This is a genomic window from Micromonospora sp. Utrum1 (assembly GCF_057197805.1).
Genome location: NZ_CM170071.1, coordinates 5,039,943 through 5,052,924 on the forward strand (window position 1 = coordinate 5,039,943; position 12,982 = coordinate 5,052,924).

At 71.9% G+C, this 12,982-nt stretch carries 9 protein-coding genes; 7 read left to right on the plus strand and 2 right to left on the minus strand.

Annotated features, from left to right (window positions below):
- Positions 1-197 precede the first annotated feature (197 nt).
- From AC0OLQ_RS23705 to AC0OLQ_RS23720, 4 genes are read left to right on the plus strand one after another with little or no spacing between them, the layout of a single operon-like run.
- Entirely contained in the window at positions 198-1,766 is a 1,569-nt protein-coding gene (locus tag AC0OLQ_RS23705; protein ID WP_484528101.1) for a TIGR02677 family protein, read from the plus strand.
- Positions 1,763-3,154, plus strand: a complete 1,392-nt coding sequence (locus tag AC0OLQ_RS23710) for a TIGR02678 family protein (RefSeq protein ID WP_484528102.1) — start codon at positions 1,763-1,765, stop codon at positions 3,152-3,154. The genes AC0OLQ_RS23705 and AC0OLQ_RS23710 overlap by 4 nt, the downstream gene beginning before the upstream one ends.
- Before the next feature lie 16 nt (positions 3,155-3,170).
- Complete coding sequence (locus AC0OLQ_RS23715) at positions 3,171-7,304, plus strand: TIGR02680 family protein (RefSeq protein ID WP_484528103.1); 4,134 nt, start codon at positions 3,171-3,173, stop codon at positions 7,302-7,304.
- 47 nt (positions 7,305-7,351) lie between these two features.
- Positions 7,352-8,569 (plus strand): TIGR02679 family protein, encoded by a 1,218-nt coding sequence (locus AC0OLQ_RS23720; protein WP_484528104.1) that lies wholly within the window; start codon positions 7,352-7,354, stop codon positions 8,567-8,569.
- Positions 8,570-8,883: 314 nt separating this feature from the next.
- On the opposite strand, the gene AC0OLQ_RS23725 is transcribed toward AC0OLQ_RS23720, so the two are convergent.
- Together AC0OLQ_RS23725 and AC0OLQ_RS23730 are read right to left on the minus strand one after the other, a co-directional pair.
- Entirely contained in the window at positions 8,884-9,165 is a 282-nt protein-coding gene (locus AC0OLQ_RS23725) for a hypothetical protein (protein ID WP_484528105.1), read from the minus strand.
- 237 nt (positions 9,166-9,402) lie between these two features.
- Entirely contained in the window at positions 9,403-9,606 is a 204-nt protein-coding gene (locus AC0OLQ_RS23730; RefSeq protein ID WP_007074326.1) for a cold-shock protein, read from the minus strand.
- Between the two features lie 206 nt (positions 9,607-9,812).
- On the opposite strand from AC0OLQ_RS23730, the gene AC0OLQ_RS23735 reads away from it, so the two are divergent.
- From AC0OLQ_RS23735 to AC0OLQ_RS23745, 3 genes are all read left to right on the plus strand, one after another.
- Positions 9,813-10,073: a hypothetical protein gene (locus AC0OLQ_RS23735; protein WP_484528106.1), complete on the plus strand. Its 261-nt coding sequence runs from the start codon at positions 9,813-9,815 to the stop codon at positions 10,071-10,073.
- A complete protein-coding gene (locus AC0OLQ_RS23740; RefSeq protein WP_484528107.1) occupies positions 10,067-10,384 on the plus strand; it encodes a hypothetical protein in 318 nt (105 codons plus the stop codon). The genes AC0OLQ_RS23735 and AC0OLQ_RS23740 overlap by 7 nt, the downstream gene beginning before the upstream one ends.
- Before the next feature lie 536 nt (positions 10,385-10,920).
- Positions 10,921-12,381 (plus strand): S8 family serine peptidase, encoded by a 1,461-nt coding sequence (locus AC0OLQ_RS23745; RefSeq protein WP_484528108.1) that lies wholly within the window; start codon positions 10,921-10,923, stop codon positions 12,379-12,381.
- The last annotated feature ends 601 nt before the right edge of the window (positions 12,382-12,982 follow it).

Below are 12,982 nucleotides of genomic sequence, written 5' to 3' on the forward strand. Positions count from 1 at the left end.
CGTGATGCAGGCAAGCCACCGACGCAGGGACACTTCGATATTCAGCTCAGCCGGCGTTCCCCTGTCAGCCTCCAGAGGAAGTAGCCCTTGAGGCAGGCTCTGAATGACCTCGGCGACCGCTGGTGCCCCGCGCCTCGCCGCCATCGGGGCCGGCTGGGTAGGGTGGGTGGCTGTTGCTGTCCGGCGGGAGGCAAACGATGAGCGAGCAACCGTCGAGGCCCACGTTCGGCCTGGACGACTTCGGGCTGGACGACCGGATGCGACTGTTCGGTTACGTCACGGCGGAGAACCGGTTCGCCTACCTGTGGCTGCTGCGGGCCTTCGACTCGGCGCGGTCCAGCTACCACGTCGTGCTGCACACCTCTGACGTGGCCGCGGCGCTGGCAGCGCTGCACGAGGCGAACGCGGACTGCCCGGATCCGGCGCAGGTGGACCTGCCGCGGCTGCTCGACGCCCTGGTGGACTGGGGGGTGCTCGACCGGGGACAGGACGGTTCCCGGGCCACGACGCTGGCGGAGTACCGCAACCGGCACTCGGTGTACCAGTTCACCGAGGCGGGGTATCGGGCCCACCGGGCGGTGGAGGCGGTGTTGTCGGCGAGCATGGACGACTCGACGCTGTCCCGGCTGGTCTTCGCCGATCTCCTGGCCGACCTGAACGCGCTCGCGGTGGCCAACGAGGCCGGTGACGCCGAGGAGGTGTACCGCAAGTTCGACCGGCTGGACCGGGCGCTGGCCGACATCGCCGAGCGGGCCGCCCGCTTCTACCACATGCTCGGCGACCTGGGACGGACCAACGACGTGCGGCCGGAGGCGTTCCTCGCACACAAGGACGCGCTGCTGGCTCACCTGCGAGACTTCCACGACGAGTTGCAGCGGTACACCCCCCGGCTGCGCGCGGCGGTGCACACGGTGGAGGCGACCGGGCTGGACCGGCTGATCGAGGCGGCCGCCGAGGCCGACGAGCGGCTGTTCCACACCCCGGTGCAGCGGCTGGAGGACTGGCGGCGGCGCTGGGCGGGGCTGCGGTCCTGGCTGGCGCCGCCGGGTCCGGAGCAGCTCAGCGAGGCGGATCGGCTGTCGGACGCCACCATCGCCGCGATCGGTGACGTCCTCGCCCTGTTGCGCCGGGTCACCGAGGCTCGCCGTGGTGGGGTGAGCCGGGAGTCGCAGCTGCGGCACCTGGCCGCGTGGTTCACCCACACCGGCACCCAGGAGGCCGCGCACGCCCTGTTCGACGTCGTGTTCGGCCTCGGCGCTCCTCGCCACATCGGGGTGGCCCACCCGGATCCGGAGGCGATCGCGAGCCGGCTGTCGTGGTGGGAGGCGCCGGCGGTGGAGCTGTCCCGCACCCTGGTGGCCACCGGCCGGGCACCGGGGCAGGGTCGGGGACGGCCGGCCCGGCTGGACCGGGTCGACGACCGTCGGCACCGGCTGCGCGGCGACCAGCTCGCCCGCGAGCGCCGGTTGGCCGACGCGGCGACGGCGCTGGCCGCCGAGGGGGGCACCGACGGCCGGTTGGACACCTCGCAGACCCAGGTCCTGCTGCGCCTGCTCGACATCGCGCTGGCCGCCCGGATCGGTGGCGCCGCCGCGGTGCCGCTGGCAGCCGCCGCGCACGGTGTCCGACTGACCCTCACCCCGACTCCGGGACGGTTCAGCACGGTGCGCACCGCCGAGGGCCGGCTGCATCTGGACGGGTACGCGCTGACGGTGACCACCGCGCAGCACACCGTGGTCCGCCGTCCCGAGCTGGTGCCGGCGTGACCGCGGAACCGGGTGCGCTGCGGCCGGCGGTCCACCGCTTCGCCGTTGACGTCCCGGAGTTGGAGTTGGCGGACTACCAGCGGGCGGTCCGGCTGATCCTGCGTCACCCGCTGATCACGGCGACCTGGCCCGACGAGCGGGCGCTGCCCCGGGTGCGGCGGTTCGCCGCCGCGCTGCGCCGGGATCTCGCCGAGGCGTTCGGGTACCGGCTGGAGCTGCACGGTTCCACGGCCCGGCTGGTACGGGCGAAGGACCATCTCGACGGCACCCAGCCGGCGGTTTCCCGCACCGGGCGCCCGTTCGACCGGCAGCGCTACGCGTACCTGGCGTTGTGCCTGGCGGTGCTGGGTCGTGCCGGGATCCAGATCACCCTCAGCGAGTTGGCCGACTCGGTGGCCGGTGACGCGAACCGGATCACCGGCCTGGGGCTAGATCCGGACCACGGTCCGGATCGGCGGGCGTTCGTGGACGCGGTCGGCTGGTTGGAGGAGCGTGGCGTGCTCCGGCTGGCCGACGGCTCCAGCGCCGCCTGGGCCAGCGACCCCGGGGCCGGTGAGGCGCTGTACGACGTCGCGCGGGACGTGGTGTTCGCGCTGTTCCGGCCAACCCGGGTGTTGCAGCACGTCGACTCGGTTTCGGCGCTGCTCGACCGGGCGATGACCAGCAGCGGCAACGCCGAGCGCCGGCAGGCGGCTCAGGCGGCCCGGCGGGCGGTGGTGGAGTCGCCGGTCGTTTACCACTCCGACGTCGATCCGGTGGTCGCCAACCACCTGCGCGGCTCGGCGCTCGCCGGCGACCTGGCCCGGTTGACCGGTCTGCGGGTGGAGCGGCGGGCCGAGGGGGTGCTGCTGGTGGACACCGCCGGGTTCACCGGGGAGCGGTTTCCGGGCACCGGGTCGGTGGCGCAGGCCGCAGTGCTGCTCGCGGTGGAGATGGCCGACCGCGTGACGGACCCCGACGGCCGTCGGGTCAAGCGGCTCGCCCCGCCGGACGTGAACGGTCGGCAGCAGGCGCTGGTGGGTCAGATTGACGCCGGCCTGCCCACAGCCACCCTGGTGCGCCTCGACGACATCGGCCTGAGCGAGGCGTGGACCGCCGGCGACGAGGGCGGCATTGACGAGACCGACGGCGCCGGCCGGTTGCCGTTCGTCACCGACGGTTTCCTGCGTACCGCCGTCGGCGAGATCCTGCAGCGGTACGGGTCGGCCTTCGGGGCCCAGTGGCACGCCGACCCGGACCGGCTGCGCGCCGAAGCGGTGACGCTGCTGGAACGGTTCGGCGCGGTCACCGCCGTGCCGGGCGGGGTGCTCGTCCGACCGCTGGTCGGCCGTTACCGCCACACCGTCGCCGCAGTCAAGCCCCGCGCCACGACCGAAACCCTCTTCTGACCTCAGGAAAGTGATCGTGATCGAGCACCGTGCCGTCCGCCGGTTCGCCCCGACCCGGGCCGGGATCATCAACCTGTGGGACTACCGCGACGAGGAGTTCTGCTTCGTCGACGGGTGGCTGGTGTTGCGCGGGCCGAACGGCTCCGGCAAGACCAAGGCGCTGGAGGTGCTGTTCCCGTTCGTCCTCGACGGTCGGATCGAACCGCGCCGGCTGAACCCGTTCGCCAGCGAGGACCGGACGATGAAGTCGAACCTGCTCTACCGGGGGCAGGAGGTCACCCACGCGTACGTGTGGATGGAGTTCGGCGACGGCGAGCAGTACGTGACGGTCGGCATCGGGTTGCGGGCGCACCGGCACGTTGACCGGGTGACCCGCTGGCACTTCGTGGTCGACGGCCGGGTGGGGGTGGACTTCTCCCTGCTGGACGCCGACGACCGGCCGCTGAACCGCCGCGACCTGATCGACCGGTTGGGCGCCGACGCGGTGCGGGACTCGGCGGAGGACTACCGGCACCTCGTCGATGCCCGGCTGTTCGGCCTCGGTCCGGCCCGCTACGAGCAGCTGCTGGATCTGGTGCTGACCCTGCGCAAGCCGCAGCTGGCCAAGGACCTCAACCCGGTCGAGTTGTCCCGCACCCTGCAACGGGGGCTGCGTCCGGTCGAGGAACACCTGCTGGTGGAGGCCGCCCGTTCGTTCGACGACATGGAGGCGGTCGCCCGTACCCTCGAAGGGCTGGTGGCGGCGGACGGTGCCACGGCCGGATTTCTGACGGTCTACTCGACCTACCTGCGCACCCACGCCCGGGCGGCCGCCGACGCCCTGACCACCCGACGCGACGCGGTCGCCACCCGGTCGGCCGCACTGGCCGAGGCGCGCCGCGCGGCCGACGAGGCGGCCGAGGCGGAGTCCGCGGCCGGCACGCGGCTGCGGGCCGTCGAGGGCGAGCCCGGACGGCTCCGCGCCCACCTGGACAGCCTGAAGGCCTCGGCGGCATACCAGTCCCACGAGCAGCTCGCCGACCTGGAACGGCACGTGCACGACCTGGCCGAGGCCGCCGAACGGGCCGGCGAAGCCGTCGCCGCCGAGGAGGCGGCGGCGGCCCGGCGGCGTACCGAATGGGAACGGGCGATGGTGGCGACCCGCGACGCCCGGGCGGTGGCCGACCGGCTCGCCGCCGAACTCCTGCTCGACGCCGAGACGGCCGGGATCACCTGGAGCGCCGACGACGCCGCCCCGGACGACCTGGCGGCCCGGATCACCGCACGGGCCGCCGCGCGCCGCGACGACGTGCGTGCCGTCCGCGAACAGGTGGCACGGCACGACCAGGCCGAACGCGACCACTCCCGGGCCGCCGCCGACGCGGCCGGCGCCACGGCCGCCGCATTCGACGCCGAGCAGGCCGAGCGGAACGCCGAGGACACCGTCAGGCAGGCCCGCGAGCGGCTGCGCGCCCGGCTCGGACAGTGGGCGCAGGGCAACGCCGGGCTGCTGGCCGACGTCGCGGTTCCGGAGCTGACCGCTGCGCTGGCCGCCGCCGTGGACACCACCGGCGAGCCGGGCGCGCAGACCTTGCGGGAGGTGTACGCGCAGGCCACCGCCCCAGCGGTGACTAGGTGGCGAGATCGGCTCGCGGCGCTGGCGGCGCACCGCGCGGCGCTGGCCGACCGGCGCGCCGAGGTGGCCGCCGAACGGGACCGGATCGCCGCCGAGCACGACGACGCCCCGCCCGTCCCGGTGACCCGGCCGGCGACGCGTGCCGGCCGACCCGGCGCGCCGCTGTGGCGACTGGTCCGATTCGCCGACCGGGTGAGCGGGGCCGACGCGGCGGCCATCGAGGCGGCCCTGCACGCCGCCGGGCTGCTGGACGCCTGGCTGCACCCGGACCCCGACACCGCGGCGACCGCGCTGGACGGCGACGACCTGGACGGCTACCTGCTGCCGCTCCCGCCGCACCGCCGACCGACCGGAACCACCCTCGCCGACGTGCTGATCCCCGAGGAACAGGACGACGTCCCCACCGGTCGGATCACCGAGGTCCTCGCCTCGGTGGCACTGGCCGACCCGACATCCACGGAGGTGGGCGCCGCGCCGGTGACGGTCGGGGTCGACGGCCGATACGCCCAGGGCGTCACCCTCGGCCGGTTCGCCAAGACCTCCTGCGAGTACATGGGCGCGACCGCCCGGGCATCCCGCCGCACCGCCCGGGTCGCCGAGTGCGATCGGCGGCTGGCGACCGTCGACGCCGACCTCGGCGCGGTGGACCGCGACCGCACCTCTGTCGAGACGCTGCTGACGGCCGTGGACGCGGCCGCCGCGCAGTTGCCGGCACCCGCACCGGTCCACACCGCGCTGCGGGAGCTGGATCGGGCGGCCGCGACGCTGCGTGCCCGGCAGGAGGCCAGCGCCTCCGCCGCCGCGCGGCTCGACCAGACCCTGGCCGAGCGGGCCGCCGCGGCGGCCGCCCTGCGGCGGACGACTGCGGAGCGGTCGCTGCCGGTGGACCGGCTCGACGACACCGCCGGGGCGGTGGACCGCTTCGAGAAACGGGGCGTACGCCTGGAGAGCGCGCGGCCAGCCGCCGCGCGCGCCGCCGAGCAGGAGGACCAGGCACGGCAGCGGCACGACGAGGCCGTCGACCGGCTCACCGCCGCACAGGACACCGCGCACACAGCCCGCTGCCGGCACCGGGACAAGGCGGAGGCGTACCGGACGCTGCGCGACAGCGTGGGCGCCGACGCGGAACGGGTGCTGACCGACGTGGCTCGGACCGCCGACGCGATCACCGAGGCGGAGGAGACCGTCGAGCAGGCCCGCACCCAGCTCGGTGCTGCCCGGGAACGGCGGGCCGCCGCCCTGACCCGGGTGGAGCTGGGCGAGCAGACCGTGACCGCCGCTGTCGCCGAGGCGCAGCGCGACGCCCAGCGGCTGCGCCCGTACGCCCAGCCGGACCTGCTGGGCCTGCTGCGCTGTCCCACCGACCTGCGCTGGCCGGCGCAGACCCCGGGCGACGAGCTGGATCCGCAGGTGGCGGCGCTGCACGAGGCGATCCTCGCCGCCACCCGGGAGTTGAGCCCCACCGAGACGTCACTCAAGCAGAGCGCCACCCGGCTCACCACGGCGCTGACCGAGCTGCAGGCACAACTGCCCGCAGCCGGCCTGGACCACCGGCCCGAGTGGGACACCGACGACGGGGTGATCGTGGTCCGGGTCGCCGACGAGCAGGGCCTGACCCCGGTTGCCCACTTCGCGGACCGGATAGCCCGGGAGCGCCGCGACCAGGAGCAACTGCTGACCGACTCCGAGCAGCGGGTGTTGGAGGACGCCCTGCTCGGGCAGCTAGCCCGGCAGATCCACTACCGGACCATCGAGGCCCGCGACCTGGTGGCGGCAATGGACAGCCAGATGCGGGCCCGTCGGATGTCCTCCGGGCTCACCGTCGGTGTCGGCTGGCGGCTCGCCGACGACCTCGACGCCGAGCAACGCGACGTCTGCAAGCTGCTCGAACGCGACCCGGCCCGGCTCGGGCCGGCCCAGCTCACCACGATGCGCCGGCACTTCGCCGCCCGGATCAAGACGGCGCGGGCCGCAGCGCCGGAGCGGCCGTACCGGGAGCTGCTCGGTGACGTCCTCGACTACCGGCAGTGGCGAACGTTCGCGTTCACTCTGCACCGGCCCGGTGGCGGCACGGAGGCGCTGACCCGGGCCCGGCACAGCCAGCTCTCCGGCGGCGAGCAGTCGGTCTCCCTGCACCTGCCGCTCTTCGCCGCCGCCAACGCGCTGTTCGGCTCGGCACGGCCGGACGCACCCCGGCTGCTCGGCCTCGACGAGGCGTTCGCCGGCGTGGACGACACCGGCCGAGGGGAACTGATGGCTCTGGCGAAACAGTTCGACCTGGACCTGTTCATGACCGGTTACGACCTCTGGGCCACCCACCCGGCGGTCAGCGGCGCCGCCCACTACGACCTGTCCCACTCTGCCGTGGAACACGCCGTATCCACCGTGCTGCTGGTCTGGGACGGCTCGACCAACATCGCCGACTTCGACGGAACGCTGGCTCGCGCGCTCGGCTCCCCGGAGACCCGCCGCGCCCCGGACGGTCGCAGAGAACCCGACCGGGCCGGCGCCCTGCTCGACGTCGCCGACGAATGACCAGCGGGCGTGACGATCCGCCGCCAGGCCTGGTCGGTCGGGGACGGTTGGCTGGACACGACGCTTCGGCGGAACTGGTCGAGCAACCTGGCTGGCGGCGGTTGCTGGCGGCCGCCCGGCGCAGCCTGGAACGCACCGGCGGCCGCCTCGACGCCATCGTGACGTTGGCCGCCCCCACCGACGACGAACGTGTCGTGATCATCGGCATCACCGGCACCCACCGCTCCGCCGCAGCGGCGCGACTCAGCGTCCGACTCACCGAGGTCGACGAGCACCTGCGGGCGGCGCACGGAGTGGGCCTGGCCGACCTGCTCACCGTGACGGCGCCGCTGCGCAACCGGCCGGCCGACCTGAAACGCGAGGCGGTGGCCCGCGACGCCGTCCTCGCCCTGGCCAACGACGGCCGGCACGCCGGCACCGCCTGGTACGCCGAATGGCTCGACAGCTTGCGCCGGGACGGCACCCTGACCCGCGTTGTGCGAACCGGGCTGCCGTTCCAGGACGTCGTCCGGGTCCTGGACGCGCTGCCCGCGGCCGAGGAACCGATGCCGGTCTTCGCCGACCGGGTGCTGGACGACACGAAGGCCCTCACCGAAGGGCCGCTGCGTGGGCTCGTCCTCCGTGCCGTCGCCGCGTGGCAACAGACGGCGCTACCGGCCGACGGCGAGCAGGATCGGGCGTTGTGGGAATCGGTCGGGCTGGTCCCGGACGACCTCGCCAGTCAGGTGCTGGTGCTCAACGTGCCGGCCACCGGCGGCCTGGTCGGGCGGTGGCTGACCGAGGCAGCCCAGGCGGGCGTGCCGATGCGGGTCACCCTGCACCAGCTACGCCTTGCACCGCTGACCGTGACCGGCGACGAGGTCCACGTCTGCGAGAACCCCGCCGTGCTACGCGCGGCCACCGCCGCGCTCGGGGCCCAGGCTCCGCCGCTGATCTGCACCGAAGGGGTGCCGTCGGTCGCCGTCCACACGCTGCTACGCGCCGCGTCCAGGGCGGTGATCCGGTGGCGAAACGACTTCGACTGGACCGGCGTACGACTGACGGCAGCGGCTCTCCAGCGGTATCCGAATGCGGTTCCGTGGCGGATGACAGCCGCCGACTACCTGCCGGCGGCGGGCACCGGCACGGCCCTGATCGGAACGCCCACCCGGACCCCGTGGGACGAGTCGCTGGGCGAGTCGATGCGGCGGGCCGGCCGAGCGGTGATGGAGGAACGCCTGCTCGACCAGCTTCTCGCCGACCTGCGTGCTGCCGGAGCCAGGTGACGGTCCGGCGGTGGCGACAGCGTTCCGTCGGTTCGCTCGACGGCCACAGATCGAACACCAAGGACCCGCAAAAGGAACATGGAGCTGCCGCAGATCGAAAACGCGCTGGTTGTCATGATGGATGCCCACACCGCGCCTGATCCCCCGCCGCGCCACCGCGCAGGTCGATGCCGCGCTGGCCGACACCCGCGTCGTGCTGATCAACGGAGCACGACGCCCTTCGCGCTCGGCCCCGACCTGCGACACGAGTCGGACGTCTCAGAGCAGAGTGACCGCGTCGCGGCGCGATGTAGCGGCGGCCGTGCGGCGCACGATCAGAATGGTGCGGGTCCGCGGCCTGCCAACGACACCAACACCTGCGTGGCGAGTAGCTTGCGTATGCCGGTGACGGCGACTGTCCCCACCCGATTGTAGGGCAGCTCCAATTGCAGCCCTTGGACTGCGTTGCGAAGGTCTGTCGTGATCTCGTCCGGACGGAACGTGCCGCCCCAGCCGTTGAGTCCTCCGCGCTGGTTGGTACTGAGGGAAGCCATGCCGGAGATGCAGGTGCCGTCGACCAGGATCAGCCTCGCAGGACCCGAGTAGGTCGTCGTCATAGTCATCAACCCTTCAGGATGTAACGCCGTGCACCCCGGGTCCCGGCTGTCTGACAGGAGGTAAGGCGCCGAGTCCGACCATGGTGTGCTAGAACACGGGGGCAACGCCGAGTTGGCTCCACACCGAGATGGCCGGCCTTCTGCCGATCAGACGATTTTCGCGATGCCGTGGTACGCGCATGGAACGCCGAACGGCGGCCCGCTGAACCAGTCGGGCCGCCGTTCACAGAATGTGGATCAAAGCGGGCGGATGTTCTCCGCCTGCGGCCCCTTCTGGCCCTGGGTGATGTCGAACTCCACCTTCTGATTCTCGTCGAGGCTGCGGAAGCCGCTCGCCGAGATCGCGGAGAAGTGGGCGAAGACGTCGGCGCCGCCGCCGTCCGGGCTGATGAAGCCGAAGCCCTTGTCGGCGTTGAACCACTTCACGGTACCTGTAGTCATGTCTGCTCCTTCGCAGGCTGTCAGAGACCGCACTGTGCGGACCCTTACGCCGCCGCGTTGATCACCCGCGTCGAAACGACACGAAAAACGAAAGGCGCCTGGATGGGTTTCAGATGCCCCATCAGGCGCCGGAAAACGTCTACGGAAATCAAAACTGCAACTCGACTACCGTAGCACATGATCCGTCGTCGATCCCATGGCGGTGAGTGGACCTGGCCACTCGTCTGCTTGCCACGCCGCGTGACCTGGGCATGCGCACCAACCTGGTCGCCCACCACGTCAAGGTCCTCATCGACGCCGGCCTCGTGGTCCGTGGCCGGTCCGAGGGCGACCGCCGCCGCACCTACCTGCCACTGCCCACCAGGAGCAGCCTGGCGGCGCCCACCGAAGGGTGCGCCGTGCTGGCCGGCGCGGCCGGCAACCTCGTGAATGCCGGTTCGGGTGCAGGTACGGTCGAACGGTGGTGAAGGTGGGGAGCCTGCCGCAAGAGCAGCGGCTGGTACTGGCCGCGCTGTCCGGGGTCGCCGGACGGTACGGCAATGGCGCCGATCGGCACGCGCCCCGCGCCGAGGCGATCGCCGCGGTGCACGAGGTGACCACGGACCCACGGCTGCTCGGCATCCAGGCCGGCGTGGCGATGGCTGACCCAACCGGCGTCAGCGGACCGATGGTGGAGCTGCTGAAGGCGTCCCGTGCCGACATGCAAATGGCCACCGAGCACGCAGCCGAGGTGCGACAGCGCTTCGAGCAACAGGGCCTCAGATACGACCGGACGTAGACTCCTCGCCGCCGAAGGTAGTGCCGATCGGCAGGCCCGAGTGAGCTGGCGGCCATGTGTCGGCGTACGGGTCAACGCGCCCAACCAGGTACGGCCGAACATGCCAGGTCCATAACGACGTTCAACGATTGATCTCGGAGGTCCGAGGCCCGCGGTCTCGATCCGGTCATCGGCTTCAAGGGCGATCGCTGTCCGAGTCGGGCCGAGATCGTGATAACTGACGGTGGCTGATTTGGTGCCCGAGCCCCTGCGCGCCCCCGCCGCAGATCGGACCTCGGACATTCCAGGTCGTGTTAAGACCACGACCCCGCACACCGATCGACTTGCGCTAACCCGCAACATCACCGCCAGTTGAAAGTGGACAGCGCGACGATCATCAATAAATGTGCGTGGATCGGCACCCCTGGCGGCTGCAGTGCGAGCGGGTGCCTCCGTACGCATTCGCGCCCTTAGGACGTACCCGTGTTGCAAAAGTTTGGTGATCGCCGATGTAAGACATAGATAGGCGTTACACACGCTCCCAGAGGAGTGCCCTCATGCTTCGAACCGCCCCTCCCCTGATCGCCGGCGTCCTTGCCGCCGCGCTCGTCGCGCCGGTCGCACCGGCGCAGGCGAGCAACCCACTCGCCCCGATGTCCAGTTCCCTTACGCGGACGCTGACGACAGCCTCCGGCACGATCCCGGTGTTTGTGCACGGTACGAGCATCGACGCCGCCCGGCAGGCGGCCGCCGACACCGGCCTCAAACTCCTCACAACCTGGAACAAGATCGGCGTCGCGGTTGCGCGCGGCACCGCCGAGCAGATCGCGGCCGTTCGCGGTCATGCCGGTGTCACGTACGTCGAAGGTGACCAGCCGCTGCGGCCATACCTGTCGACCTCGAACGTCGCTACCCGAGGCGAGCAGGCGCGCGCTGAGCTGCGCGACGGACAGGGACGGCCGGTCGACGGCCGCGGTGTGTCGGCGGCGATCATCGACACAGGCGTGGACGGCACGCACCCGTTCTTCCGCAACACGGACGGTACCAGCGCAGTGAGGCTCAATCTGAAAAACATCTGCGGCCCGCTCACCGACCTGGGTCTGCTGCTTCCGCTACCCAACGACTCGTGCTTCCTCGACCTGACCGCGGCCAACGACACCGACACGCTGTCGGCCGGTGGGCACGGCACGCACGTCGCGGGGATCGTCGCCGGGCGGGACACGACGCTCACCGACGGCACCCGGCTGCACGGCGCGGCCCCTGACGCCACGCTGATCAGCCTGTCGGTCGGCGCGGGACTGAGCATCTTCGGCGCGGACAGCGCGCTGAACTGGGTGCTCGACCATCACCTGAACCCGTGCGCGGGCTGCCCACCGATCAAGGTGAGCAACAACTCGTACGGCCCCAGTGGCGGCGGGGCATTCGATCCGAACTCGGCGACAACCAAGTTGCAACGGGCGCTGGCCGCCGAGGGTGTCGTCACCGTCTGGGCGGCCGGCAATGACGGCCCGGACAACAGCGCCACCAACCCTCCGGGTCAGGACCCCACTCCGGGCATCCTCATGGTCGCCTCCTACGACGACCATGGCACCGGCACCCGCGACGGTACCGTGTCCACGTTCTCCAGCCGCGGGGCGGCGGGACACCCGGAGACCTACCCGGACGTCTCGGCACCCGGATCGAACATCACCTCGGCCTGCCGGCCATACCTGCTGATCTGCTCGACCGGTCTGGACCCGCACAACGGCCCCGGGCCCCTGGACCTCGGCACGTTCAACACGATCAGCGGTACCTCCATGGCAACCCCGCATGTCGTGGGCATCGTCACCCAACTGTTCCAGGTCGCACCGAACGCGACCCCGGCCCAGGTCGAGGACGCGCTCAAGGCCACGGCGTACAAGTTCACGGACGGCGCTGCCTACCAGACCGTCGGGCCCTACACCACCGCAGTCGACAAGGGAACCGGCCTCGTCGACGCGTACGCCTCGGCGGCCCTGCTGGGGGCGACACCTGCCTGACGGCCGATCAGCTCAAAGGCGCAGTAGCGAGGCGCCGACGAGGCGCCGGAGCGCCTGACAACAGGAGAAGGTCATCCCGATGGCGTCCGAGGACAGGCAACACTTCGAGCGCTGGGCCTGCTCCCCTGAATACCGGGAGCCTTGTGGGGACCGGGCGTCCGCGACGGACAGCCCCGTCCTCCGGGTCAGGGCGGCCCGGCTGCCCTTTACACCGAGCGACGCGTCAGCACCTGCCCGCCATCGGCAGGGTGCACGCTTCATCGCCGCCGTGGTCCTGGAGTCGGAGTGCGCCGACGGGCACTGTACTGGTTCAGCCGAGTAGGCCGCCTCAGTTACCACCATCCAAACAGCAGCGAAAAAGATTGGCAGGCCCGGGCCACCAAGGCCACCCCCGCTCATCGACATGTCCGGACGTCCCTCCGGACGCAAGCGGTCACAACCCGTAACCCTCGGATCGCGGCAGATCCGGATGCCGTCGCCCAGAGATCTCGGACGTCGTCCGACACGAGGTCGGTGGCCGTCACTCAACAGGCAGAGCACCGGCGTTCGACGGAGGTTGAGGGTTGGAGACCCCCGGCCATCCGGCGCCTCAGGGCTGCCG